The sequence below is a fragment of the Gemmatimonadaceae bacterium genome, from assembly GCA_036003045.1.
GTDB lineage: Bacteria > Gemmatimonadota > Gemmatimonadetes > Gemmatimonadales > Gemmatimonadaceae > JAQBQB01.
Window position 1 is genome coordinate 28,797 of sequence record DASYSS010000033.1, and the last position, 25,886, is coordinate 54,682.

Annotated in this window: 26 protein-coding genes and 1 pseudogene; 20 read left to right on the forward strand and 7 right to left on the reverse strand. The window is 66.1% G+C overall.

The window, feature by feature from the left end; all coding sequences use genetic code 11:
- Positions 1-69: 69 nt before the first annotated feature.
- Both VGQ44_07700 and VGQ44_07705 read right to left on the reverse strand, forming a co-directional pair.
- Complete coding sequence (locus VGQ44_07700) at positions 70-2,268, reverse strand: hypothetical protein (protein HEV8446688.1); 2,199 nt, start codon at positions 2,266-2,268, stop codon at positions 70-72.
- A gap of 57 nt (positions 2,269-2,325) precedes the next feature.
- Positions 2,326-2,985: a DUF305 domain-containing protein gene (locus tag VGQ44_07705; GenBank protein ID HEV8446689.1), complete on the reverse strand. Its 660-nt coding sequence runs from the start codon at positions 2,983-2,985 to the stop codon at positions 2,326-2,328.
- A 148-nt stretch (positions 2,986-3,133) separates the two neighbouring features.
- Here VGQ44_07705 and VGQ44_07710 point away from each other — a divergent pair, with 148 nt between their 5' ends.
- Both VGQ44_07710 and VGQ44_07715 read left to right on the forward strand, forming a co-directional pair.
- A complete protein-coding gene (locus VGQ44_07710; protein ID HEV8446690.1) occupies positions 3,134-4,759 on the forward strand; it encodes a PAS domain S-box protein in 1,626 nt (541 codons plus the stop codon).
- Between the two features lie 32 nt (positions 4,760-4,791).
- Positions 4,792-6,549, forward strand: a complete 1,758-nt coding sequence (locus tag VGQ44_07715; protein HEV8446691.1) for a DUF1800 domain-containing protein — start codon at positions 4,792-4,794, stop codon at positions 6,547-6,549.
- Here VGQ44_07715 and VGQ44_07720 read toward each other — a convergent pair.
- Positions 6,546-7,484: a CHAD domain-containing protein gene (locus VGQ44_07720; GenBank protein HEV8446692.1), complete on the reverse strand. Its 939-nt coding sequence runs from the start codon at positions 7,482-7,484 to the stop codon at positions 6,546-6,548. The two genes, VGQ44_07715 and VGQ44_07720, sit on opposite strands and share 4 nt — an antisense overlap.
- A 146-nt stretch (positions 7,485-7,630) precedes the next feature.
- Between VGQ44_07720 and VGQ44_07725 the strand changes: the two genes are divergently transcribed.
- The 6 genes from VGQ44_07725 to VGQ44_07750 all read left to right on the forward strand — a co-directional run bounded on the left by VGQ44_07725 (position 7,631) and on the right by VGQ44_07750 (position 11,637).
- On the forward strand, positions 7,631-7,783 hold the full coding sequence (locus VGQ44_07725) for a hypothetical protein (protein ID HEV8446693.1): 153 nt from the start codon (positions 7,631-7,633) through the stop codon (positions 7,781-7,783).
- Between the two features lie 122 nt (positions 7,784-7,905).
- On the forward strand, positions 7,906-8,340 hold the full coding sequence (locus VGQ44_07730) for a DUF4440 domain-containing protein (protein ID HEV8446694.1): 435 nt from the start codon (positions 7,906-7,908) through the stop codon (positions 8,338-8,340).
- Positions 8,341-8,506: 166 nt separating this feature from the next.
- Positions 8,507-8,941 carry a DUF1810 domain-containing protein gene (locus tag VGQ44_07735; protein ID HEV8446695.1) on the forward strand — a complete coding sequence of 145 codons (435 nt, stop codon included), beginning with the start codon at positions 8,507-8,509 and terminating at the stop codon, positions 8,939-8,941.
- 225 nt (positions 8,942-9,166) lie between these two features.
- Complete coding sequence (locus VGQ44_07740; GenBank protein ID HEV8446696.1) at positions 9,167-10,450, forward strand: ankyrin repeat domain-containing protein; 1,284 nt, start codon at positions 9,167-9,169, stop codon at positions 10,448-10,450.
- Between the two features lie 48 nt (positions 10,451-10,498).
- Positions 10,499-10,903 carry a cupin domain-containing protein gene (locus VGQ44_07745; GenBank protein ID HEV8446697.1) on the forward strand — a complete coding sequence of 135 codons (405 nt, stop codon included), beginning with the start codon at positions 10,499-10,501 and terminating at the stop codon, positions 10,901-10,903.
- Positions 10,904-10,992: 89 nt separating this feature from the next.
- Positions 10,993-11,637: a YidC/Oxa1 family membrane protein insertase gene (locus VGQ44_07750; protein HEV8446698.1), complete on the forward strand. Its 645-nt coding sequence runs from the start codon at positions 10,993-10,995 to the stop codon at positions 11,635-11,637.
- 37 nt (positions 11,638-11,674) lie between these two features.
- Here VGQ44_07750 and VGQ44_07755 read toward each other — a convergent pair whose 3' ends face one another.
- Positions 11,675-13,030 carry a carboxypeptidase-like regulatory domain-containing protein gene (locus VGQ44_07755; protein ID HEV8446699.1) on the reverse strand — a complete coding sequence of 452 codons (1,356 nt, stop codon included), beginning with the start codon at positions 13,028-13,030 and terminating at the stop codon, positions 11,675-11,677.
- A gap of 83 nt (positions 13,031-13,113) precedes the next feature.
- On the opposite strand from VGQ44_07755, the gene VGQ44_07760 reads away from it, so the two are divergent.
- Positions 13,114-14,328, forward strand: coding sequence for a heparan-alpha-glucosaminide N-acetyltransferase domain-containing protein (locus VGQ44_07760; GenBank protein ID HEV8446700.1), 1,215 nt, complete (start codon positions 13,114-13,116; stop codon positions 14,326-14,328).
- Positions 14,329-14,421: 93 nt separating this feature from the next.
- On the opposite strand, the gene VGQ44_07765 is transcribed toward VGQ44_07760, so the two are convergent.
- Complete coding sequence (locus tag VGQ44_07765) at positions 14,422-15,783, reverse strand: ankyrin repeat domain-containing protein (protein ID HEV8446701.1); 1,362 nt, start codon at positions 15,781-15,783, stop codon at positions 14,422-14,424.
- A 201-nt stretch (positions 15,784-15,984) separates the two neighbouring features.
- On the opposite strand from VGQ44_07765, the gene VGQ44_07770 reads away from it, so the two are divergent.
- The 11 genes and pseudogenes from VGQ44_07770 (at position 15,985) to VGQ44_07820 (ending at position 24,050) form a co-directional block, all read left to right on the forward strand.
- The gene (locus VGQ44_07770) at positions 15,985-16,479 is read left to right on the forward strand and encodes an isoprenylcysteine carboxylmethyltransferase family protein (GenBank protein ID HEV8446702.1); all 495 of its coding nucleotides are present in this window, start codon (positions 15,985-15,987) and stop codon (positions 16,477-16,479) included.
- 64 nt (positions 16,480-16,543) lie between these two features.
- Positions 16,544-17,335, forward strand: a complete 792-nt coding sequence (locus tag VGQ44_07775; protein ID HEV8446703.1) for a hypothetical protein — start codon at positions 16,544-16,546, stop codon at positions 17,333-17,335.
- A 4-nt stretch (positions 17,336-17,339) separates the two neighbouring features.
- On the forward strand, positions 17,340-17,621 hold the full coding sequence (locus VGQ44_07780; GenBank protein HEV8446704.1) for a hypothetical protein: 282 nt from the start codon (positions 17,340-17,342) through the stop codon (positions 17,619-17,621).
- Positions 17,622-17,625: 4 nt separating this feature from the next.
- The gene (locus VGQ44_07785) at positions 17,626-17,946 is read left to right on the forward strand and encodes a hypothetical protein (protein ID HEV8446705.1); all 321 of its coding nucleotides are present in this window, start codon (positions 17,626-17,628) and stop codon (positions 17,944-17,946) included.
- A gap of 61 nt (positions 17,947-18,007) precedes the next feature.
- A complete protein-coding gene (locus VGQ44_07790) occupies positions 18,008-18,523 on the forward strand; it encodes a DUF3465 domain-containing protein (protein HEV8446706.1) in 516 nt (171 codons plus the stop codon).
- 13 nt (positions 18,524-18,536) lie between these two features.
- Positions 18,537-19,292, forward strand: a complete 756-nt coding sequence (locus VGQ44_07795; protein ID HEV8446707.1) for a metallophosphoesterase family protein — start codon at positions 18,537-18,539, stop codon at positions 19,290-19,292.
- A 14-nt stretch (positions 19,293-19,306) separates the two neighbouring features.
- Positions 19,307-19,894 (forward strand): annotated as a pseudogene (gene can, locus VGQ44_07800) (carbonate dehydratase).
- Between the two features lie 215 nt (positions 19,895-20,109).
- Positions 20,110-20,442, forward strand: a complete 333-nt coding sequence (locus VGQ44_07805; GenBank protein ID HEV8446708.1) for a PadR family transcriptional regulator — start codon at positions 20,110-20,112, stop codon at positions 20,440-20,442.
- Complete coding sequence (locus tag VGQ44_07810) at positions 20,439-23,111, forward strand: ABC transporter permease (GenBank protein HEV8446709.1); 2,673 nt, start codon at positions 20,439-20,441, stop codon at positions 23,109-23,111. The genes VGQ44_07805 and VGQ44_07810 overlap by 4 nt, the downstream gene beginning before the upstream one ends.
- Before the next feature lie 153 nt (positions 23,112-23,264).
- Positions 23,265-23,567 (forward strand): hypothetical protein, encoded by a 303-nt coding sequence (locus tag VGQ44_07815; GenBank protein ID HEV8446710.1) that lies wholly within the window; start codon positions 23,265-23,267, stop codon positions 23,565-23,567.
- 63 nt (positions 23,568-23,630) lie between these two features.
- Positions 23,631-24,050: a cupin domain-containing protein gene (locus VGQ44_07820; GenBank protein HEV8446711.1), complete on the forward strand. Its 420-nt coding sequence runs from the start codon at positions 23,631-23,633 to the stop codon at positions 24,048-24,050.
- 9 nt (positions 24,051-24,059) lie between these two features.
- Here the strand turns inward: VGQ44_07820 and VGQ44_07825 are convergent, their stop codons facing one another.
- On the reverse strand, positions 24,060-24,584 hold the full coding sequence (locus VGQ44_07825) for a DinB family protein (protein HEV8446712.1): 525 nt from the start codon (positions 24,582-24,584) through the stop codon (positions 24,060-24,062).
- A 92-nt stretch (positions 24,585-24,676) separates the two neighbouring features.
- On the reverse strand, positions 24,677-25,885 hold the full coding sequence (locus tag VGQ44_07830) for a hypothetical protein (GenBank protein ID HEV8446713.1): 1,209 nt from the start codon (positions 25,883-25,885) through the stop codon (positions 24,677-24,679).
- Position 25,886 lies beyond the last annotated feature (1 nt).

A 25,886-nucleotide genomic window follows, 5' to 3' on the forward strand; every position in this document is an offset into this window, starting at 1 on the left:
CAAAAAAAACGGCGCCAGTCCGAAGACTGGCGCCGTTTGGGTGTCGCGTTGCTCGTCGACAGGACGCGATCAGTTGGCCTTCGCTAAATCGCTGATCGACGTCGCGAGCCACTGCACGCGCTGCGGATCGCTCGAGCCGCTTACGTAGCCGCGCACCTGGCCGGCCAATGCGTTGAGCGCGTCGCGCCGCCCCGCTCCGCTCGCCGACTGAGCGCTCGAGAGCGCAGTGCGCACGGCGGAGACCTTGTCGGCGCTCAGACCCTTCCATCGCTCCAGCTGGTCCGTGTACGCGCGGGACAGCGCGAACGACGCCGGCCAGACAAACTTCGGCTGGTCCTGTACGTTCAGGAAATCCTGATGGATCGTCTTGGCCGCGTCGATCTCGTTCTGCGAGATCGCGGCGCTGGGCGTCAGGTCGAACACATCGAGTCCACGTTCCATCTCCGACCCATAGATGTGCCCGTTGTACCAGTACACCGACCAGAAACCGCCGCCGACCAGGCGCGTCCCGTCGTTCGGACCGCGGTCGAAGAACGCCAGCTCGTGCGGGTGCTTCGGATCGGTCCACTCGAAGATGGACAGTCCGCCCTGATACCACGCCTGCACCATGATCGTGCGGCCGGGGATCGGAATCAGCGAGCCGTTGTGCGCGACGCAGTTCTCGTACTGCGTCTGCGGCGCCGACAGCTTGTAGTAGCTCTGAAACACCATCTGCCCTTCGACAATCTTGAAGATCGCGTCGGCGCCCCAGTTTTTCGGATCGCCCGCGCGGCAGTACGCCGCGCCGCCGCCGCCCCACTCGTCGCTGAACAGCACCATCGAGCCGTCGTTGCTGAACGTGGCCGAGTGCCAGAACGAGAAGTTGGAGTCCGCTACCTGGGCGAGACGCGTCGGATGCGGCGTGTCCTTGATGTCGAGGAGTAAGCCCATGCCGGCGCACGCGCCGCCGGCCATACCGACCGACGGGTACACCGTGATGTCGTGGCACTGCGTCAGCGTACGCGGCGCGAACGGCGACGCGACGCCGTACTTCTTCGCGAGATCGTTGACTTGGGCGCGATACGAGGTCGTGTCGGCCTTGCTCGATGTCGCGGACAGCTTCGTCAACGCGCCGACGGCACGGTTGAACTCGACGCGCGCCGTGTCTTCGCGCGTCACGGGAATCGAGTCGGCCGCGCCTCCACGTCCTCGACCGCCGCGACCGCCGCCGGCGGCGCGTCCGCAGCCCCCACCCGGCAGCCCGCCGCGGCCACCACCACGGCCCGCCGCGAGATTGACGTCGTGCTGTTTCGCCAGCGCCTCGACCTCGGCGATGCATCGAGCGGTGTCCGCCGCGGTCGGCTGGACGGGAGCGAGTCTCACGCGAGCGGAATCGAACTCCGCGCGACGGCGATTGTTCGCCGTGTCGAGCGGCGACGCGGCGTGGGCGGTCGGATAGAGCAGCGCGTTGGCGACGCCGTTCGTCGGATCGGCGAAGATCGCCGGCGAGCTCACGACGGCCGCCTGTTCCGGGTGCGCGAGCGGGATCTTGATGACTTCGATGCGGAAATTCGAGTTTTGCGGGTCCCAGGGGTTGTCGTTGCAACGCGCCAATTCTTCCGACGGACGAATGCCCGAGGTGCCCGAGATGTAGACGTAGATGTTGTCCTTGTCGCGCGGATCGTCGACGACCGTGTGCGTGTGCGAGCCACGGCACGTCTGCACGTTCGCCAGATACTTCGGATTGTTGATGTCCGTGATGTCGAAGATGCGGAGACCGCGGATCCGGTCCCGGCTCACGACTTCACGCGGCGCGTCTTTGCCGCAATCCAGTCGAGCGGTCGGCGCTTCGGCCGAGACGAAGAGCAGATTCTTCCACACGGACACGTCGCTCTGCGACGCCGGACAGAGCTTTCCTTCGCGAAGGCGCGGCGCGGCCGGATTCGAGACGTCCCACACCTGGAAGCCGTTGTAGTTGCCCTGGATCACGTTCTGTCCGTAGAACGCGAGGTCCGAGTTCGTGACGCCGACGAATCCTTCCGGCGACGGCGTATGCGAGACCTTCTGCAGGTTCCAGATCGCCTCACCGGCGTCCTGGAGTCCTGCTTTTAAGCCGACGCGCGGATCGGGCGACGGAACGTTGACGAGCGGCGCCGACATGTCCGGCGTGCCCTGCTGCATCGGCGACGCGGATGTCGAACCGGATTGGGTCGAACCGCACCCCGCGGCGATGATCGACGCGATCAGCGCGGAGAGGGCGGCGTACTGGGTCTTGCGAACTGCGACCATGGCGAAGGTCCGGTGAGTGTTGTGTGAAACCGAACGGGGGGCGGAGAGAGACGACGACTATTCGTGACGCGCGCCGGAGGCGGGCAGCGCGTCGAGCATCTGCTGCATGCGGTCGATCTCCGTGCTCTGATCGGCCTGCACGTCGTTCGCGAACTTGAAAACGATTTCGTCCTGGCCGGCGCCGGGCGTGTTGAACAGGGTGTCGACCATCGTGATCGCGCCCCTGTGGTGCTGGATCATGAACGTGAGAAAGAGCCGGTCGAAGTCGACGCCGCGCGCCGCGTCGAGCTGCTTCATCTGCTCTTCGGTGAGCATGCCGGGCATCATCATGAACATGTCCTGCCCGTTCATCTTCATCTTCATGCCGCGCGGATCGGGGTCGGGCACGGGCTGGTTGCGGTCCTTGAGCCACGCGCTCATCAAGCCGATCTCCGCGGTTTGCGCCATCGCCACGCGTCCGCAGAAGATCTGGAGCGACTTGCTCGCACCATGCGACTCGGCCCAACCGGCCATCTTCACCGCCTGCGCGTGGTGGCCGATCATTCCCGACATGAACTCGATGTCGGCGGCCGTGTACGGACGACGGATACTATCGATGCGGGCTTGCTCGATCGCCGAGACGGGCTGCCCAGCCTGCGCTTGCGCGCGCGCGAAACCGGGCCGCGCGACGCCGAGCAAGGCGGTTGCGGCCGCGGAAAGAAGAACGAATCGGGTCATGCCGGATGCTCCGAGAGCGGGTCGAACGGGTCGAGCTTGGCGATAATATGGACCCGGACCGCGCCGATGGTAGGGCTCGACGGTTACGGACTCAGCCACGAGGCACGTCGGTTGCAGGAAGCAATGCTGTCATAGATAATCAGGTATCGTGCAGCCTCCTCGTAAGGCGCCCCTCGCCGCGGATGGCGATGGTGGTGAGCAAGATCGACCGCGTCGGCGTGCCATCCTCGAGCAGGGCGATCTCTATCGCCTGCTCGTCGAGAGCGTGCGCGACTACGCCATCTTCGCGCTGGATCCCGACGGGTACATCCTGAGCTGGAACGCGGGGGCTGAACGTTTCAAGGGCTACAAGGCGTCCGAGATCATCGGAAAACACTTCTCGATCTTTTATCCTCGGGAGCTGGTCGCCGGAGGATTTCCCGAGTTCGAGCTGCGGACCGCGGCGAACACCGGACGGTTCGAGGACGAGGGCTGGCGCATCCGCAAGGACGGCTCGAGATTCTGGGCGAACGTCGTGATCACCGCGCTCCGCAACGAACGGGGCGAGCTCACGGGATTCGCCAAGGTCACGCGAGATCTCACCGAGCGACGCGAGTCCGAAGAGGCGCTGCGCGAAAGCGAAGAGCGTCTCCGACTCATCGTCGAAGGGGTGCGCGAGTACGCGATCTTCATGCTCGATCCGACCGGCCGCGTCGCGACCTGGAACGCCGGCGCGGAGCGGATCGAGGGCTATCGTGCGAAGGAGATCATCGGCTCGAACTTCTCGAAGTTCTATCCGCCGGCCGACGTCGCGTCGCGCAAGCCGGAGCGCGAGCTCGAGATCGCGTCGCTCGTCGGAAAGTACGAGGAAGACGGTTGGCGCATCCGGAAGGACCGGACGACGTTCTGGGCGAACGTGCTGATCACCGCGCTGCACGACCGCAGCGGAAAGTTGATCGGCTTCGTGAAGGTCACGCGGGATCTCACCGAACGACGCGCCGCCGAGCGACGCGCGAGCGACGCCGCCGCCAAGGCGCGGGCCGAGGAAGCGGCGCGGCGCGCCGCGGACGAAGCGCGTAGCCGCGCGGACGAGGCCAATTCGGCAAAGAGCCAGTTCCTGGCGGCGATGTCGCACGAACTGCGGACGCCGCTCAACGCCATCGGCGGCTATACGGACCTGATCTCGATGGGCCTCGACGGCCCTGTGACGACCCAGCAGCAAGAACATCTGAACCGGATCAAGCGAAGCCAGGAGCATCTGCTGGGCATCATCAACGACATCTTGAATTTCAGCCGGGTGGAGGCGGGCCAGCTGACCTACGAGCTCGGTCCCCTGGCCGTGCGCGACGTCGTGCACACGGTCCTGCTCATGATTTCGCCACAGGCCCAGACGAAGGGGATCCGGCTTTCGGACGAACCGTGCGAGGATCCGCTCACGGTGTGGGGGGATCGCGCGAAGGTCGACCAGATTCTGCTCAACCTCGTGTCGAACGCGGTCAAATTCACCGCGCGCGGCGGAGAAATCGTGATCTCCTGCACCGCGTATGGACCGACGCAGGTCGCGATCCGCGTCCGGGACAACGGCTGCGGCATTCCCTCGCAGCAGCTCACCTCGATCTTCGAGCCCTTCGTCCAAGTCGGACGATCGCTGACCGATACCCGGGAGGGCACGGGGCTGGGGTTGGCGATCAGCCGGGATCTCGCGCGGGGAATGCGAGGCGACATCCTCGTGACGAGCACGGTCGACGTGGGATCTGAGTTTACCTTAGTGCTCCCGACCAGCGCCGACGTGTGACGCGGCGCCGGAATCCGAGGTGGTTCCGGCAGATGCGCATCGATCGCCAGTTGTTGCCCGTCTTCGCCTGCGTCATCGCGGCGTGTGCCGGGCCCAAACCCCGGACGACCCCCGCGGCCGCCGCCTCGCCGGCCGACGGACAGCTGGACGACGCGGGCCGAGCCCGCCAGGTGCTGAACCGCCTTACCTTCGGCGCGCGCGACAACGACGTCGCGGAGATTCAGCGCGTCGGCGTTTCGACCTGGATCGAACGCCAACTGCATCCCGAGCGACTCCCCGATCCGGTCGCCGACAGCGTGCTCGGCCTGCTCGAGATCACGCATAAAACGGAGTTCGAGCTCTACGCCGATCATCCGCAGCCGAACGAATATGGCTACCCACTCGGCAGGCAGCCCGATACGGCGGAGATTCGACGCAAGGCCGCCGGCGATTCGGTTACGCCGCCGCTCGACGCGGTGACGCTGCAAGCGAAGATGGCCGAAGCGACGATGCTGATGAAGGATCTTCCGAAGCTCCTGCCGGCGCGCGCCGCGGCGATCCGCGAGCTTCAGCCCTCGATCCTGCTCCGCGCCGTCGCGAGCAATCGTCAGCTGCTCGAGGTGATGACCGACTTCTGGGAGAATCACTTCTCCGTCAGCTCGGAGAAGGTCCCCAGCCCGTTCGCCCTGGTCGAGTACGATCGGACGATCCGCGCGCACGCGCTTGGCAAGTTCCGCGATCTGCTGGGCGCCGTCGCCAAGAGCCCCGTGATGCTCGTGTACCTCGACAATTATCAGAGCGTCGTCGACAGCCTCCATCCGAACCCGATCGAATGGCGCGTCGAACAGCGCCGCCGAGAGCATCCGCCGCTCGGCGACACGCTGCTGGCCCGCACGGCCAAACGCCGTCGCGTCGGCGTGAACGAGAATTACGCGCGCGAGCTGATGGAGCTGCACACGCTCGGCGTGGACGGCGGCTATACGCAGAAGGACGTGCAGGAAGTCGCGCGCTGCCTGACCGGTTGGGGGATCGACAACTTCATCGTGAGTCCGGAGTTCGCGTTTCACGCGGACCAGCACGACGCGGGCGTGAAGACGGTGCTCGGGGTGCGCATCGCCGGCGGACGTGGTATCGAAGACGGCGAGCAAGTGCTCGACATCCTCGCGCGTCATCCGAGCACCGCACATTTCATCGCGAAGAAGCTCGTTACGCATTTCGTGAGCGACACGCCGCCTCAAGCCCTCGTCGACCGCGCGGCGCAGACGTACCTGCGGACCGACGGCGACATCCGCGAGGTGTTGCGCACGATCGTCGAGTCGCCGGAGTTCAACAGCCGGGCGGCGTATCGCGCCAAGGTGAAGACGCCGTTCGAGCTCGTAGCCAGCATTCTTCGCGTGATGGACGCGGCGCCCGACACGACACAACGCGCCGTGCAGATCGTCGCGCGACTCGGTCAGCCGATCTTCGGCCGTGCGACGCCCGACGGATGGCCCGATCGCGGCGACGCGTGGATGAACACAGGCGCGCTGCTGAACCGCGTGAACCTCGGGGCGCAGACCGGCGCGGGCCAAGTGCCGAACGTGGTCGTCGCTCGATGGGCGGCGAGCCGGCAGCTCGCCAATGCGTCACCCGACGAGACCGTGGACGCCGTCATTCGCGCGGCGCTCGCCGGTGATCCGTCGCCGACGACGCGCGAGGTGCTCCTCGGCGTTTCGCGTCCGGCTCCGGCTGCGACGCCACAGCAGCGACTCGCCTACGTGGCCAACCTGGTCGGCGTGGCGATCGGCTCGTCGGATTTTCAGCGCCGCTAGACCTCGCGGGGCATCGCGGCAAGTCGGTGCGCAACCGACTCGACGCCGTGGCCGAGCTTTTCGATCGCCGCCGCGTCGCTCAGCCAGCGTCGATCGATGCGGCCGAACGCTTCGGCGCGATCCGCCGCAAGCGCTCTGGCGACTGCTTCGAGGGCGAGCGTTTCCGTGCCCGGATCATTCAAGACTGCGTCCTTCACGCGTTGTCCCAGGAGGTGCGCGTCGTGTAGCTCGCCCAGGTCGTCTTGCAGCCGCTTCAGTTGCTTGATGATGGACTTGGAGCCTCGTACGTCCTCGGCGGGCTCGAGCAGATAGCGAAGTCGCTTGGCCGCGATTCTGGCGGCGTGCGCCTGGCGGTCGTCGTCGGCCGTGTGCACTAGCTCGAGCGCTTTGCGAAGAATCTCGAAATGGGCGGGAAGTCGAGCCCCAATGGCGGCGGCCAGGGTGGGCGGCGGAGCCTTAGGCCGGCGTACCGGTTCGCTGACGGTCGATAGACGCTTGGTCAGTCGAGAGCGTTCCTCTTCGAACTTGTCCAACGAACTGCCGTTCAGCGGTGCGCCGCCGCGGTCACGCTCGTCGCGGATCAGGTCGATTAGGCGCTTTGCGCCCCGTTTGAGCGGTTCATCGCCGCGCGACGACGCCCTGCGCAGCCACTCGACCTGGACGTCTGCGTCGCGACCCCGATTGGTTGCGTCGACGATGTCGCGAAGACGATGGCGATCCTTGCGGGACACGCTGTCGTTGAGGTCCAACCGGAACGCTCGTATCCAGCTCCGCACGCGGCGGAGCGCGACTCTCAGGTCGTGGAGCGCATCGAGAGAATGGGGATTGTTCGCCAAGCGATCAGCTTGATCGCCCGCTTGATCCAGGCGATCGAGGGCGATGAGCCTCGCGCCGCGAGCGGCCGAGAGCGCCAATGGATCGGGTTCGTTGTGCATCGCCCAGGGCCGTCGCGATCGAAGAGTTTCGTGCACGCCGCGAGCCAACCCACGAATGGTCGAGTTCGACCTAACCCTTTGGCCCGATTGTCGCTTTCGGTAGCTCAGGCGTTGATGGTGCGCTCATTAGGTGACAGGAGATGGACATGATCCGCAAGCTCAAGGACGGCCGCTACCGACTGTACTCGCGCAAGACCGATCCGAAAACGGGTCGTCGGCGGAACCTCGGGACCTTTCGCTCGAGAGGCGCGGCGGAACGCCACGAAAGGGCCGTTCAGTTCTTCAAGCGACGCGGCTAGGGAAGAGGATTCCAACGTGAATTCTCCGGAAAACAACGCTTCCGGCAGGCGGTTTGCGGCGTCGAAGGACGATGAGTGAGCCGAAACGGGTCGGCAGCATCGGTGTTCTTAATAGAAGCGAGATGTCGCTACACACTATTGGAGAACCGGGTACTTATCCGTCGTTCCTCGACTTCGGGACGTTCATGGAACTCCGCGAAGCCGCCGCGAGGGAGTACGAAACGGGGGACGCGGAGCCGCTGCATCGCATCGCGACCAGTCACCCGCCCGCCACGTTGTTTGGCGCGGACGGAGCCACCAGGCTCGGGCCGGACCGAGTGCTCGAGGCATACGACCGCGGCGTGACGCGCGACGGCGAGACGCACTTCGAGGTCCTCCAGAGTGCGGCGAGTGACGGCTTGGCGTATTGGGTCGGCCTTCAGCATTCGACGGTGCACGTGGCGGACAGCGATGCGCCACGGCACATCGTGCTGCGGGTGACGGAGCTCTTTCGCCGGGAAAAGGGCGAGTGGAAGCTGATCCACCGGCACGCGGACGAGTTGGAGGTAGCGCGCTGAGGAACGCCCGACTTCCGAGACTGCCGGACTCCGAGACTGCCGGACTCCGAGACTGCCGAACTCCAAGACTGCCGAAACTCCGAGACTGCGAAACTGCCGAACGCCGAAACGGCTGAACTCCGAAACGGCCGAACGCCGAAACTGCCGTACTACGAGGTGACCGACCATGGCCTCACGCGACCCGTTCGGTCTGAACCGCTTCGTCGCGGCGCAAGACGGTGTGTACGACGCGGCGCTGGCCGAAATCCGCGGCGGGCGCAAGCGGACGCATTGGATGTGGTTCATCTTCCCGCAGCTCCACGGGCTGGGGTCGAGCCCCGTCTCACAGCGATTCGCGATCAGCGGTCCGGCCGAGGCGCGGGCGTATCTCGCGCATCCGATTCTCGGTCCGCGATTGATCCAGTGCTGCGAGGCATTGATGGGCGTGAACGCCGGGTCGGCGATGGACATCTTCGGATCGCCAGACGACCTCAAGCTTCGATCGTGCGCGACGCTCTTCGCATCGGTGTCGGACGGCGGGTCGGTGTTCGAGCGGGTGCTGGAGCGCTTCTTCGACGGCGCGCCGGACGAGAAGACCAAAACCTTACTTCGACAAGAGTGATGAGCGGCTCCTCTCGGCGGCGCGTTGCCGTGCGAGCCCGGCCGCGTGTACCTGACGTTTGACTCGCCCACGTTCAGAGCATATTCTGGACGTGGGCGCGCAGGGCGCCTCCCGTCCGCGGACAGGACTTAGTCCACCTGATCGCAGCACAGCGTCGACGACCGGTTCTCACGAACCTCCGACACGCCCGACGAGCGGACGCGGGCATCTCCACGGAGGCTCGTCATGCCCGCTCGTCACCTGCCTGTCCGCCCCGACCTCGAGCATCTGAGGCACCAGGCGAAAGCTCTGCTTCGCGCGATTCACAACGGTGAATCCGAAGCCCTCCGCGATCTTGAGGAGTTCCATCCGGAGCCGCCCGATCCGGCGAGCGCCAAGCTCGCCGACGCGCAGCTCACACTCGCGCGCAGTTACGGCGCATCGAGTTGGCCGCGTCTGGTCCTCTCGTGCGACCTGATCGACGCGATCTGGAACGACGACGTCGGCACCGTGCGCTCGCTCGTCATGAAGTATCCAAATCTCCTGGCCGAGAACGCCGGCATCGGAAACAAGAACTGGGGTCCGCCGCTCAGCTACGCCGCCAACGTCGGCCGCGATCGCGTCATCAACCTGCTCCGCGAGCTCGGTGCGACCGACATGGAGTACGGGATCGGACGCGCGGTACTCCAGGGACGAGTCGAGACGGCCCGGATGCTCCATCGAATGATCGGCTCGCCCCGTCCGCCGGCGGGTGCGTTCGGCGGCGCTGCGTACACGCTCAACGTCGCCGGCACTGCGTTTCTCTTCGAGATCGGCGCGGAACTTGTCGACGCGAAGGGAAATCCCGACGCCCCGGTGGACGTCGTCCTACAAACCGACAGTCGCAATCGGGAAGCGAAGCACCGGATCCTCGAGATGTACGCCGACCACGGCTTTCCTCTTCCCGACACGCCGATGATGGCGGTGCACCGCGGCCGGATCGATCTGCTCGAGAAGCATCTGGGGCGCGATCCCGACCTGCTGAAGCGAATGTTCAGGTTCGAGGAGATCTATCCGCCAGAGCTAAAATGCCAACCGCAGCCCGGACCCTACGACGAAGCGTTCCCGCGCACTCCGGTCGCCAACTCGACGCTGCTCCACGTGTGCGTAGAGTTCGAGGAGATCGAGATCGCGCGCTGGCTCGTGGCGGAGCGCGGCATGGACGTGGACGTCCGCGCCGCGGTCGACGAGAATGGGTTCGGCGGACACACGGCTCTATTCAACGCAGTCGTCGGCTATCCAAACTTCTGGATGAACTTCACGGGCGGATGGCCGGGGTCTCAAAAGCCGCAAGAGACGCCATTCGGTGACTTATTCTTGGAGCACGGCGCCGATCCGAACGCGCGCGCGTCGCTTCGAGTGCGCGGGCGGGACGAGTTCCACGACTTCCGCGACGTGACGCCGCTCGCTTGGGGGAAGGCGTTCCCCATAAAGATCGTAGTCAGCGAACCGGCGATGCGCGCGATCGCCGCGCATGGAGGCCACGAGTGATTCGAGAGGTCGAAGTCTTCGGCCGTCACAGCATGCTGAGGTGGTTCGATGAGAGACCAACACGCAAACGCGACACCGATCATCCGGCTGCCAGAATCGGGCGGCGGACAACCACCGGTTCGATTCGCGGCGACGGGCAGCTCGTTCTCGGTGAAGGAGTGGCGAGGCAGCGGACCCGCAACGCTTCACGTGCATCACGCCGACGATGAGGCGTGGCACGTGCTCGAAGGGATTTTGCACTTCCGCTTCGCCGACGGAGAAGTCGACGTCCCCGCCGGCGGAACGGTCTTCGTGCCTGCCGGAATAGCGCACACGTACTGGGCGACCGACGCGCGCTACCTGATCGTGCTCACACCGCGGCTCGAAGCCCTGATCGCCGAGCTGCAGTCGACACGCGACCCAGCCCTCCAAGCTGGCGTGTACGCCAAGTACCAGTCGACGCTTCTGGAGTGAGCCGCCGCCGGGAGGGGGGCGTGTGACACCACCGCCGTCCTGTCTCCGTAGGGGTCAAGCGTCCACCTCGACAGCCTGGGACCCGCCCTATGTTCAGCTCTCTCTTCGCCGATCCGATGCGCGCGCTCATCTTCGCGGTGGCCCACCTGGTCGGCGGCAGCTTGGGAGCCGGCATTTTCGGCGTCTCGCTGGCCGCGCGATTCGTGTTCATGCCGCTCACGCTCTGGTTGGCGCGCCGCGCGCACGCACGACAACGGATTGTCGACGGCCTCAAGCCGGAGATCGAACGACTCAAGAAGCGGTACGCCAACCAACCCGAGAAGCTGATCGAGGCCGTTCACGCGGCTCACTTGCGCGAGGGGATTCAACCGGTCGACTCGCAGTCGCTCCTCGGCGGGCTGGCACGGCTGCCCGTAATCGGCGGCATCTATGGCGCGCTGCGCTCGATGCGACTCGGCTCCTTTGCGTGGATCGCCGATCTCGCCAAGCCGAACCTGCCGCTCGCGGTCCTGGTCGCGGCAGGCTCGGCGGCGGCCGCGTACATCGCAAGCCACGGCGGTCCGACACGCACGCTGGTCGCCGCGACGATCGTCGGATCGGCGATCAGCCTCGCGTTCCTGCTGCACATGTCGTCCGCGATCGCCCTGTCATGGGGCGCGAGCGTCGTCGGCGACGTCGTGCAGAACCTCGTGCTGCTCCGCGAACGGCGTCAGAGCCAGCGGCGACCGCACTAGTTGCAAATCTCGGGGCCGTTGGCGAGCGCCAGCACGGTCACGGTAGCCAGCTCTTTGTCCACACCAGAACGACCCAAGCAAGCGGCCCGTCGCAGAGTCGTTTGCCTGAGGCCTTGTACCGGTATGGCAAACTCGCGTCGGTTCCGCGGTGCGCCTCCATCGTCGCGATCGACAGCGGATTGCGCAGGTACAGCTCACTGGCGATGTCCCGTTGCTCCGTGAACGCGACTCCGTCGACGAAAAGAAGGCAGGGCGGGCGGTCAGCGGGCAGCATCATGCGCGTCGCGTACTGAAGGTTGTGAAGCGGAGCGACCTGTGCGGAGTCCATGAAATGACCAAGACCCAACGCCCTTCGCTCTTCCAGTTCCGCGAGCATTCGTTGACGAGCCGTCTTGGCCGTCACGACGACCGCTGGTAGCTCGACGATCTTTCGTAGCTCGACGGTCACGAATGCGGTGTCACGGAGCGGTACGTCTGCATCCACACCCACCGGCTGCGCGCCGATCGCCAGCACGTTGATCTCTCGTGTTCCGATCGGGATGCCGGGCATCACGAATCGGCCGTCGACGCTCGTGCGAACTTCCTGCGTTCCGCTCGCCACCACTCGAGCGTCAGCGACAGGATTTCCGTCCGCGTCACGGACCAGCCCCGCCACGACTCCTCGTTTCGTCATCGCCGAATCGACCGCGGGTCCGAGCGACAGGTCGTGACGCTCGATGCGCGCGCCGGCTCGCGGCAGCAGCTCCACGAGTCCGCTCGAAGACGAATCCTTTCGCGCGAGCAAGCGAAGCGTGGCATCGGATGGAACTCCGCACAGCGTGTAGCCGCCCGCCGAGTCGGATCGAACTTCACCGCCCCAGGCTTGCGCTGCTATCGCCGGCTTCGCTTCGCGATTTGAAGCGGAGTCGACGCCAAACGCGATCCAGCGGACGAGCACCGTCGCGCCAGCCAACGGCGTCCCACGCTCGGCGTCGCGAATCGTTCCGAACACGAAGCCCGTATCGCGGGGCGCCGGACCACGACCACAGGCCGCGTGCCAGAGAGATTCGAACGACGGGACGGCGAGCGTGACGCGCGGCGTCGCCACGGAGTTGTCGCCGACGGTCGCGCGCGTCGAGATTCCCGAAAAGCCGAGCGAATCGAGCGCGGCGTGAAGCATCGAGAACGCGTACGTGCCTGGTGGCACACTATCGAAGACGAACTCGCCACGCGCGTCGCTCGTGGCGGTGCGTGCCGGCCCGCGTCCCCCCGTCATCCGCACGAACGCTCCCTCGAGCGGAGCCGATCGCAGACTGTCGAACGCGACGCCGCGGACGGTGACGCCCTGCCCTCGCAACGATGCGACGGCCGAAAACACACCAACGACGACGGCGACGACCATCCGGACGCGCATCGAACCTCGTCAGTTCGTCAGAACTCCGTCAGAGTGTAACCGGGGGCGGCTGTAGTCCGGGCCGCGGCGGATACTATCCCAGCATGACGACTCCCGCCACGCTGACACGCGAGCGCACGGCTGCCCCGGCAGGCGCGGGCCCACGGTCGCCGCGGACCCGAATCGACTCCGTCGACGTCGTGCGCGGGCTCGTCATGATTCTCATGGCGCTGGACCACACGCGCGATTTCTTCGGCTCGCGCGCGGATCCCACCAACGTCGCGACCACGACGGCCGCGCTTTTCTTCACGCGATGGGTCACGCACGTCTGTGCGCCGACGTTCTTTCTGCTCACCGGCGCCGGCGCGGCGCTGTCGCTCGGCCGCAAGACGACCGCCGAGCTTTCGCGCTTCCTCGTGACGCGCGGCGTGTGGCTGGTTTTTCTCGAGCTCGTGGTCGTGCGATGTCTCGCCATGCAGTTCAACTTCGACTACCGCGTCACACTCCTCGAAGTGATCTGGGCGCTCGGCTGGTCGATGATCGCGCTTGGCGCGCTCGTCTGGCTTCCGCGGACGGCGATCGCCGCCGCCGGTCTCGCGATGATCGTCGGGCACAATTTGTTCGACGGCGTGCGTTCGCCGAATCCCTGGTGGGTGTTCCTGCACCGCCCCGGTTTCCTGCATCCCCCACCGGACCATGTCGTGTTCGTCGCCTATCCGATCATCCCGTGGATCGGCGTCACGGCGATGGGCTTTCTGCTCGGCCAGATTTACACCTGGCACGTGGCGCGCCGACGAGCGTTCCTGCTGCGTCTCGCCGTCGCGCTGCCGTGCGCGTTCGTCGCTATCAGGTTCGTCAACGTGTACGGCGATCCGTTCCGCTGGTCCGTACAGCCGAGCGCCACACATACGCTCATCGCCTTTCTCGACGCGACCAAGTATCCGCCGTCGCTGCTCTTCCTGCTGATGACGCTCGGCTTCACGATGCTCGGCCTCTACGCGTTCGACGCCGGCGTTCCAAAATGGCTGTCGCCCGCACTCACGTTCGGCCGCGTTCCGCTCTTCTACTTCCTCACACACCTCGCGCTCATTCACCTGGTCGTCGTCGCCTTTGGCTATGTGCGCTACGGCGCCGTCCACTGGTTCTTCAACTCGCCCTCGCTCGATAAATATCCGTTCGAGATGCCACCCGGCTGGGGCTCCTCGCTGCCGGCCATCTATGCTCTATGGGCCGGGGTTGTGATTCTGCTCTATCCCCTCTGCGCCTGGTTCGCTCGAGTCAAGGCACGCAACCGGTCAGCGTGGCTCGGCTATCTCTAGCACCCGACGTTCGTCGCGCCCTCCGCGCGGGTACCAAACGATAAAGGCCAGCCATGCGCGAGGGCGGTCATTCGGCGCGCGGAGTTTCCTGTCTCAGGTGACGTGCGGAAGTGGCTCGAGCAAACGGATCACTTCCTTCATGTCGAAATGCCGCGCCCAACCAAGAGCGTCGCCCTCGAAGCGGCTGTCGAGGATCGTCGTGCTGGCGCCGGCAGCGAGAAGCGCGCGAACGGTTTCGACGTGGCCGCCGCCGGCGGCGAGGTGCAGCGCGGTGACACGCGAGTCCCACTGAGTCCAGAGACCATTGACGTCCGCGCCATGGTCGAGCAGCCAGCGGACGCCCCGTGCGTCGTTACGCATGGACAACATGTGAAGCGCGCCCGAGCTGGCACCTTGGGCGGCGACCAGACCGGGGTTCGCCTTGACCAGCCGCTCAGCCATCGCGAAATCGGCGAGCGACAACGCGGCGACGAGGTCGACCATCGACACGTTCGCTTGGCGATGTCCCCGCTCCGCACTGTCGAGCTCCGCGACCGTCATGGCGCGGATCTTTTCGACGATCGGCCGATCGATTCCCTCGTGGTGTGCGTAGGCTGTGGGTGGATTGCCCGACCCGTCGACGGCGAGTGGATCCGCGCCGAGCTCGATGAGCAGATCGACCATCGCCGGTTTGTTCATGCGGATGGCGAAATGCAGCGGCGACTGGTGATTCTCGTTGCGGCTCAGTCGCTGATTCAGCGCCCCGGGATTCGCCGCGACGATGCGGCGGACTTCGTCGCCGAGATTCATCGCGATCGCCGAGAAGATGTGATGGTTGGCGCCGCGACTGACGAGGAAGTCCGCGACCGCGCGGTGCGCAGCGTCGTCGCCGCCTTCCCAACACGTGGCCCACCCGATCACCTCGAGCTCATGGTCGTCGCCATGGCCGACGACGTCGCCGCCGGCGTCGGCGAGCCGACGCACGACGGGAAGATCGCCCGCGGCCGCGGCCCAGTGCATGGCGTAAGTGTTGTCGCCGCGCTCGCGTGCGTTCGGATCGAGCCCGCGATCCAACAGCAGATTCACCGCGCCCAACGCGTCTTTCGGTGCGGTGGAGTTCTGGTCTCTCGACGCCGCGGCGTGGAGTAGTGTCCACTCGTACGGCGTGTCGCGGATGAAGCGCCTGTCAGGGTGCTCGTCGAGCAGGGCTCGCAGTCGTGCGACGTCGCCCTTTTTCGCCGCGTCGAAGAGCTGGCCGTCGAGGCTCAGCGAGTCGACATGCGCCTTGAGCCCGCGCCAACTGGGGAAGCCGTACTCTTTCGCGATTTCGAACTGCGCGTCGGAGAGCTGTGCGTCGGACCGCGTCTCGCGCAGTCGGGTCAGCCGGCGCTTGGCTTCCTTGCGAAGCCACTCGAGGTTGGGCGCGCCGGGCAACGCCCTTGGCGCCGGCCCCTGGGTCGGGGTCTCGTCGGACATCGTACACCTCCATTCCTGTGAAAGGAGCGAGTCCTTTCGTGCCGCCCGGCGTCCGCGTTAAGGGCGAGGAATAGAAGGCCGATTCTCGAAAAACCGTGGGGCGGGTTGAACCCTTTACGCGGACCGTCGGCCGCCCTGTCGGCCATGGCGGAACGCTACCCCCGATTGCCGATTCGAACAAGAGAGCGTTTCTTGGGCCTCATGCTCCGCTCGCTCGTGGTCCGCGCGGCGCTCTTCCTTCTGATTGTGCCGGGGACGATCGCCGGATGGCTGCCGTGGTACATCAGCGGCTGGCGACGTCCCCGCCTCGACGACGCGCTCGGCATCGTCGGGCTGGCCGTCGCCGTGTTCGGCTGGCTCGTGCTGCTCTGGTGCGCGCGCGATTTCGCGGTGCGAGGCAGCGGCACGCCGAATCCGGCCGACCCGCCTCGCGCGCTCGTCGTCGACGGACTCTACCGCTTCGTTCGCAACCCGATGTACGTGGCCATCGTGATCTCCCTGCTTGGCCAGGCGGCGATGTACCGGTCGAGCGACGTCCTGTGGTACGCGGTCATCGTCGCGGTGGCGTTCCATCTCAGAGTCGTCATGTACGAAGAACCCAAGCTCAACGAGTTGTTCGGCGGCGACTACTCGGAATACCGAGGGCGCGTGCCGCGTTGGGTCCCTGTCGTTGCTCTTCCGCGTCGTCGGCGGTAAGTCTGAAGGCGTCGCCCGGCCAGCGGCCCCCCCCGCGGCGGGCTCACCTCGTGAGGACAACGTCATGAGAAACATGTTGATGCCTCTGGCCCTCTGCGCCGCAGCCGCGCCGGCCGGCGCGCAGTTCACGACCACGTACACCGGGATTCAACGCGTCGGCGACAAGGAATATCCGGCGACGGCGGTCTTCGCGATCGAGAACGGACGCATCGCGATGATCCTCACGGGCGCGAGGCACGCTCGGATGCTCTTCGACGACAAGGCCCAGATACTTCGCCTCGTCGATGAAGACAGCAAACAATACGTCGATCTCACGAAGGACTCGCGGGCGAGCATGGACCCGAGCGGCCAGCTCGCGCAGATGCAGAAGCAGCTCGAGGCGATGCCGAAGGAACAGCGCGCGATGGCCGAGTCCATGATGCAGCAGGCGATGGCCGGCATGGCCAAGTCACAGGATCAGTTGGTGTACAACTGGACGACCGACAAGCTCAAGATCTCCGGCTACGACTGCACGCGCGTCGAGGGAATTCGCGGGCAGGAGAAGGTCACCGAGTACTGCGGGTCACCGTCGGACGACTTCAAGCTGAAGGACAGCGAGCATCAGACGGTGCTCGACATGCAGGGGTACCTGCGCAATTTCCTCATCATGGTGAAGAGCGACGACCAGTCGGTGCGCGCGTTCGCGTGGGATACGAAGACCGACGGATATCCCGTGCTCACGCGCTGCTTCGCTAACGGCAAGATGACGCTCGAGCTCACCTTGGCGACGGTCTCGCGGAAAGGCCCGAGCGACGACCAGTTCAAGGTGGACGGCTTCAAGAAGATGGAAATGCCCAAAGCTCCGGGCGGAAGATAGCCGAGTGGATCACGCTCTCGAGCCACGGCGCCGCGTCGCGCCGTATCGTTGGGCGAGGATCGCGGCGGTCGCGGTCGGCGTCATCACCTTTTTCGCATCATCGGGTGTCTCGCATCGAAGCCTGAATCACTCGCTCAGCATCGCAGTCGGCATCGCCATGGTCCTGAACGCGCTCGCCCCTTCGCTTCGCGAGATTTCGCACTCGGCGCAGATGTGGGCCTTGAAGGGCGGCTCGATCGCGCTGGGAGTGACTTGCGGGTTTCTCTTTCGACTCTTCATCGGGTGAACACATGGGTGCAGCCGCGGCCGCGATCATTATCAAGCGTGAGAAGGATCTCGTCGAGCATTTTCGCAACGCCGGCGCGACGAGTCCGCCGCGGGCGCAATCTCCGGGCGCACTCGGGGTCGAGGACGACAACTTGATTTGGCGCATCCTCGTCGAGCGCGCGGTGATTCGAGAGGGGGCCGCCGGCGCGTACTACCTCGATGAACCGTCGTGGGAGGCGTTGGGGCGACGGCGACGACGGATGGCAATCATTATTGGTGTCTTCGTAATCGGCTTAGCCTTGTTCTTCTTCGGGGTCACCGTGGCTGTCGGCCGGGCCCACTGACGATGACCGGCCCACGATCGACCGTCGCCTCGGGGATGGCCGTGAGCGCGGCGGAGGCCGATTGAAAAGGGCGATCGCATTCGCCGTCCTGCTCCTGTGCGGCTACCTGGCGATCTACCGGGCGCGTCCCACGCACTCCGCGCCCGCAGTGTCACCGGCGGCGACACCGGCGCCAGTACCGACATCGCCCGCTTCGACGCCCTCGACGGACGGCCCTCCTGCCGCCGCCGCCTCGCTGATCGTCGATGCGCCGACCATCTCGCGCGCGATCACGGAGCACGCACATGACGTCACCGTCAACGCGGCCGGCGTCGTAGCGCGGATCCTGCCCGACGACCGTGCGGGCGAGCGACACCAACGCTTCATCGTGCGATTGCCGTCGGGCACCACGGTGCTCATCGCGCACAACATCGACATCGCGCCGAGGATCGAAGGGTTGAAAGCCGGCGCGCCGATCATCTTCGAGGGCGAGTACGTCTGGAACGCTCAGGGCGGCGTCGTTCACTGGACGCATCATGACCCGTCGGGCCGGCACAAGACCGGGTTCGTGAAGTACGACGGTCGCACTTACCAATAATCGGAGCGCCGACGTGCGCGTCGCGGCGCTGTACGACATCCACGGCAACGCGCCGGCGCTCGGCGCGGTGCTCGACGACGTTCGGCGCGCACGCGTCGACCGCATCGTCGTCGGCGGCGACGTGCTTCCGGGACCAATGCCACGCGAGTGCCTCGACGCGCTGGCGAGCGTCGACCTGCCGGCGGATTACATCATGGGCAACGGCGACCGGGAAGTCCTCGCGCATCTGCGCGGAACGGAAAGCCTGCTTCCCGATTCCTTCCGGCACCTCATCGCGTGGACCGGTAAGCAACTGCGACCGGCCGACGTCGAGCACATCTCGTCCTGGCCGGCCACGACCCGTGTCGCCATCGACGGACTCGGCGACGTCCTCTTTTGCCACGCGACCCCGCGCAACGACGTCGAGATCTTCACGCGCCTCACGCCGGACGACATCGTGCTTCCCATGATGGCGGGCGCGGGCACGCCGATCGTCGTGTGCGGACACACCCACATGCAGTTCGACCGCCGATTCGGTTCGACGCGCGTCGTGAACGCCGGAAGCGTCGGCATGCCGTTCGGCGAGCGCGGCGCGTACTGGCTCCTCCTCGGCCCAACTATCGAGCTGCGACGAACGACCTACGATTTCGACGCCGCGGCTCGCGTCATCGAAGCTTCGCGCTATCCGCAGGCGAAGGAATTCGCCGCGATGAACGTCTTTTGGCCGACGCCTGAATCGGAGATGCTCGAGCGCATGACCGCCGTCTCGGCCGCCGCACCGCGACCCTGATACCTTTGGGTCCGATGACGCCGCTCCTACAGCACCTCTTCGACAACAATCGCGCGTGGTCCGCCGAGGTGACGCGGCGAGATCCAGACTTCTTTGAGCGTTTGTCGAAGCAGCAAGCACCCGAGTACTTGTGGATCGGCTGCTCCGACAGCCGCGTCCCGGCGAACGAGATCGTCGGGCTCGCGCCAGGTGAGCTGTTCGTCCACCGCAACGTGGCGAACGTGGTCGTCCACGCGGACCTCAACTGTCTCTCCGTCATCCAGTTCGCGGTAGACGTGCTCCAGGTAAAGCACATCATCGTTTGCGGCCACCACGGCTGCGGCGGCGTCCGCGCCGCGCTGCGCAACGACCGCATCGGTCTGGCGGACAACTGGCTACGGCACGTGCAGGACGTTCGCAACAAGCACCGCGCGGAGCTGGACCCGATCATCGACGAGAAGACGCGCGAGGACCGCCTGTGCGAGTTGAACGTCGCCGAGCAGGTGATCAACGTATGCCAGACGACGGTCGTGCGCGACGCCTGGGCGCGCGGACAACCGCTCGCGATCCACGGCTGGGTCTATGACCTGCGCGACGGACTGCTGCAGGACCTGGGGCTCACGACCGAGACGTAGTTCGGAATCGGCTTCAACGGGATCGCTGCGCGGGACGACCACTCTCGGCGTCAGGGACAGGCGGCAGCGTCAGTCGAGCGCCGGCGCTAGGTCGCGTCTACAGCCTCCCGACGCGATTTTCGGCCGGGTCGCCCTGCTGCTCTTGCCGCGGCTCATCCCCGAATTCATCTTCCCATTACCTGGTACGGGGAGATGAACCGAACGTGGCAACGCGACCGCTGGACCTTCTTCAAGGCACGCTCGACGTGCTCGTGCTGCGCACGCTCATCGTCGGACCGATGCACGGGTACGCGGTGTCGCGCTCGATTCGGCAGCGCACGGACGGGGTCATCGACATCGAGGACGCGCCGTTGTACAAAGCGCTCCATCGTCTCGAGCACGCGGGGTTCGTCGCCGCCGAGTGGGGGCTCTCGGAGAACAACCGGAAGGCGCGCTACTACGAGCTGACGGCGGCGGGCCGGCGGCATCTGCGCGCCGAGGAAGCGGTGTGGCGGCGCTACGCGGCGGCCGTGTTCAAGGTGCTGGAGCCGACGTGACGCAGGGGGGAGGAGGGCGCCGCCGGTTTTTCCGTCTGCCCTGGCGCACGAGACGGCAGATCCGCGCCGACCTCGAGACGGAACTCGCGTTTCATCTCGACATGCGGGTCGACGCGCTCGTCGCGGCCGGCCTGCCGTACGACGCCGCCCGCGCGCAAGCGATGCGCGAGTTCGGCGACATCGACGACGCGCGCCGCTACATCGGCGCCGTAGACACCGACACCGAAGCCGCGCAGCGGCGGAGCGAGTACATGCGCGATCTCTGGCAGGACGTCACCTACGCCGCGCGAACGCTTCGCGCCGCACCCGCCTTTACCGCCGCCGCGATCATCACGTTGGCACTCGGCATCGGCGCGAACACGGCGATCTTTTCCGTCGTCGACCACGTGCTGCTGCAAGCGCCGCCGTTCCCGCAGGCGAACCGCCTCGTCCGGCTGAAGTTCACGCAACAGGGGCACGGCGACGTGGCGACGCCGATGGACATCGTCGACTATCCCACGCAGGCCAAGAGCTTCGTCGGATTCTCGATCATCGACAGCTGGACCGCCAACGTCGTGCTCGAGCACGGCGACGCCGAGCGCGTGCAGGGCGTACGAGTCGGCGCCAACATGTTCGATCTGCTGCGCGTCAAGCCGCTCCTCGGCCGCTTTTTCCGCGACGGCGAGGACAAGAACGGCGCGCCGAACGTCGTGGTGTTGAGCGAACAGCTCTGGCGCCGCGATTTCGGCGGCGACGAGCGGCTGATCGGGAAGACGGTGCGCATCAACTCGCGTCCGTTCACCGTGATCGGCGTCGCGCCCGCGGCGGAGCGGTATCCGTTCACCGTCGAAGTGTGGGCGCCGCGAGTGTTCACGGCGCAGGAGTTGAGCGACGACTCCCGCGGAGCGCGGTGGATGAGCGTCCTCGCGCGCGTGAAGGACGACGCGTCGATCGAAGCCGCGAACAACGAGGTGCGGCTGATCTCGCAGACGATGGAGCACCGGTTCCCCGAGATGTATCGCGAGCGTCGCGCACAAATCCTGAGCGTTCAAGCGTACACCGTCGGCGATCTCGAGAAGCCGCTGTACATCATTCTGGGCGCGGTCGTGCTGGTCCTGCTCATCGCGTGCGCCAACGTCGCGAACCTACTGTTGGTCCGCGCATCCGCTCGCGAGACCGAGATGGCCATCCGCAGCGCGCTCGGCGCGGGACGCGGACGGCTCGTCCGCCAACTCATGACCGAGAGCGTCATGCTGTCGCTCCTCGGCGCGGCGATCGGGATCGGGTTGGCGAAAATCGGAATGACGGTGCTGCTCGGACACGTTCCGCCCGGCCTCGTGCTCGTGCAGAAGGCGTCGATCGATGGACGGACGCTCGCCGTGACCACGCTCCTTGCCGTCGGGGCCGGACTGGTTTTCGGATCGTTGCCGGCGATGCAGGTCGCCGGACGCGGTGTCGCCGACGCCCTGCGCAGCGGCGGGCGCGGTGCGCAAGGCCGCGCGATCACGAGCCGGGCGAAGCGGGTCATCGTCATCGGCGAGCTGGCGCTCGCGGTCACGCTGCTGAGCGGCGCGGGTCTGCTGCTGCGGAGCTTCAACCGGCTCATGGCCGTCGACCCGGGATTCCGCACGGAGAACGTGCTCTCGATGAAGATGACGCTGCCCGTCGCAAAGTACGATTCGACGGGCGACCGGATCTTCGTCCGACAGCTGCTCGAGCGCGCCGCCGCCGTGCCCGGAGTGGGAAGCGCCGCGATGACGAACTTCGTCCCGCTCGACGGCGGCGGCTTCGGGTTCACGTTCACAATTCGCGGACGTTCGTACGCGCGGCCGAGCGACCAGCCCGACGCCGAAGTGCGGCAGGTCACGCCGGCGTTCTTCACGACGCTCGGCGTTCCGGTCGTGCAGGGCCGCGCGATTCAAGACGGCGACGCGCCCGGTGCACCGTCGGTGTACCTCGTCAACAAGGCGTTCGTGAAGCGATTCTTCCCGAACGACAATCCGATCGGCCAGTTCATCAAACTCGGATGGGGCCAAGGGGACGACGAGCCGTACTGCGAGATCGTGGGCATCGTTGGCGACGTGCACGGGGAGGGGCTCGAGAGCGCGCCCTTGCCGACCGTGTATGCGTCGCTGGCCCAACACCCGTTCTCCTCGCTCGCGCTCGTCGTGCGCACGAGCGCGTCGGCCGCGTCGCTCGCCACGCCGTTGCGCGCGATCGTGCACGACCTCGATCGCGAGGTGCCGGTGTTCTCGGTGCAGACGATGGCCGAGCGGGTCGCGTCGGCGGTCGGACGCCCGCGCTTCTTCACCACGCTCGTCGCGTTGTTCGCCCTCGTGGCGTTGGCGCTGGCGGCCGTCGGGCTGTACGGCGTGATCGCGTACGCCGTCAGCCAGCGCACGCACGAGTTGGGGATCCGCGTCGCGCTCGGCGCGACGACGCAGCGCATCTCGGCGATGGTGATCCGCGAAGGGCTCGCGCTCACGGCGGCCGGCGCGATGCTCGGCGTCATCGCGGCCCTCGCCGCGGGGAGCGTCGTCGCGTCGCTCTTGTTCGGCGTGACGGCACGTGACCCGGTCACGCTCGCCGGAGTCGTCGTCGTGCTGGCGGCGGTCGCGATGCTCGCGAGTTGGCTGCCGGCTCGCCGTGCGGCGCGCGTCGACCCGTTGGTGGCGATGCGCGGAGAATAGGCGGCGGATTGCCCCCGGCTGATTTGCGCGCCGCCCGGCAGCGACCCTAATTAAGACGAACACCTGGGGAGAAATCCGATCGGACCTCCGAGTCCGAGGTCAGATTTCTCGCGGTTCCGGCGTCGTCCGTCAAACGGGTCACCGGGAGGACCGATGAAGATTCTTCAGGTCGTGCCGCGGGCTGACAGTGAGGCGAGTCTCAAGTCGCTGCTCAAGGCGAAGCTCCGCGAGCTGCGCGCGCGTCCGACGGCGTTTCGCCGCAAGGCCGAGGGAAAGCTGGCGCACGTCAAATACCCAGGTTGGATTCGGTGGGATGAGACGATGGGCGGCATTCTCGTCGCCGAGATTCACACGAGGGACGAATCGTCGGAGTGGCTACTGCTGCGCGCGTTCGTCGGATATCTCGAGCGGCATTTGCGTGAGAACATCGACAACATCACGATTACGTACCGGTAACTCCGGTCACCGGCCACCGGTCACCGTGACGATCGGCTAGCCTTCTTCCAATCGAGCCAACCAATGACCCGACGCACTCTCGTCACTGCCTCCACGATCGTCGCCGCGTTCGCGCTCGGCTTGACGGTCGACCACCTCGCGTTCGCCGCGCAGCAGCAGCCGACGATCAAGCGAACGATCCTCCAGCGGCAGGACGATCCCGCCTCGTCGAAGTACGAAGCCGTGATGGGAATCTCGGAGATTCCGCCGGGCGGAACGTCCGGAAAGCACCGGCATCCGGGCATCGAGCTCTCCTACGTTCTCGACGGCTCGGTGGAGCTCACGCACGCAGGAAAACCGCCCGTGACCATCAAGGCGGGCGAGGCGACGATGAACACGCTCGGCGGAATTCACACGGCGACGAATCGCGGTACGACGCCGGTGAAGATCCTCACCGTCTACATCGTCGAGAAGGGCAAGCCGCTCGCCGAACAGGTGCCGTAGCGCGGCCGGTCAGGCGATCGCCGCGTCTTCCGTGATCTGCGCCGCGTGTCGCGCGGCGTGCGCGCCCGCGAACGCGATCCATCCGTAACCGGTCAGCGGACCGAGGGCCGGATGGGGCGCCGAGACCTCGTTCAACGCGAGGCCGTCCGCGGCGCGGATCACGTTCTTCAACTCGCCGCGCGTCGCCTCGAAGTCGGACCAGACGCGAGTTGCGTCGGTGTCGCGCGGTTCGCCGAGCTCCGACGTCTTGAATCGGTTGTTCCGGATCTCGATGCGATTCGGGTCGAGCAGCGTGAAGACCGACGACGTGTCCGTTTCCGGCGGAAGCGCGCGCGCCTGCTCGGCGAGCTGTTGCAGCCGTTTGACCAGTCGCTGCTCCACGATCACTACGTGATGCACCACCTCGGCGGGTGACCAGCGATCCGGGGTCGGCCGAACCGTCCGCTGGTCGGCGGGAATGGCCGAATAAGCGGCTTGCAGAACCGCGGCCTGGCGATCGATGTAGTCGAGTAATTCGGAGAGTCGTGGGTGCATTCGAGAAAGAAAGCAGCCCTCCGAATCGAGTGAAAGACTCGGCGGGGTGGGCGACAGGCTGTACCTGTCGCCCACCTGCATGACACGACCGCTCAGAGCGTTTTGAGATACTCGATGAGGTCGGCCCGTTGTCGCGCCGTGAGCGCGATCCCCTGCAGCTTCACATAGTGATCGACGACGGCGCCGAGATCGGCTGCGCTTCCGTCGTGGAAATACGGTCCCGTGAGCTGCGGCGGATGCCAGAGCGCGCGGAGCGGCGTGGTTCGATACAGCTTCGTCGCGCTGCGCAGCGCGTACGCCGGATCCTGCCCGTCTTCGGCCGGTGTGTGCAACACGCCTTGGTTCACATCGGTGAGCGCCGAGCCGACGTGGCAGCTCTGACATCTGGCGACGCCGTTGAAGACCATTCGCCCGCGCTTTGCAGCGTCGTCGTCGAACGTCCCGGGAATGGCGCTCGGGGTTTCGAGACTGAACTGATAGGTGCGGAGCGCCGCGAGCTTCGACGATACGAGGTCGGGCGGGTTGTTGACGTCCACGCCGATGCGCGCGTCGACGAAATGCCCGTGTCCGTGCATCTGCGTGATCGCGACATAGGCGTTCCAGTACGAGATAGTGTCGTCGCCGGTGAAGATCTCGCGTTTCACGTGGCGAAGACCGAAGGCCGGCGGTATGAAGACCGGCATGTTGATCCCGTCGAGGTTGAAGCGTGGATCGTACCGTCCCGGTCCCCACGACAAGTACGCGTCTCGCTTCGCGCCGGTGATCACCGGCGACAGCGCGATGATCTTGCCGACGTTGAGATCGCGATTGGGCCATCCGTCGAGACGATGACCGATGCCCGCGGCGAACGAGTTGTCGACGGTCGAATGGCAGAACGCGCACGTAATGCCGACGCTCGTGAGTGTATTGTGCGAATCGACCTTTCCAATGACGCCGAGTACCGCGCCGAGCTTGAGCAGCACGACGGTGGTGGCCGGGTCGTCGAGGTCGATGGTTTTCCCGGCGATCGCGGCCTTGACGTCGGGCGGCAGGGCGTCGACGTCCACCTTGAGACCGACGCCGAGCGCCGTGTTCGGACTAACCGACGTGCGAATCACCTCGTGCAGTCCGAGCGTATCCGTCCAAAACGTTTCGTCGCCGTAGGTCTCGTTGCGGAAGATCGCCTGGCCAGCCGCGATCGCGGCCGGATCCAGCGGGCCCGCGCTCTCCAACGGCACGGCCGGCGCGTTCGACGCCGTCGTGCGATCGCCGGTACACGCCGCCAGCACAACGGCGCCGGCGACAAGGAATCCGATTTTCATT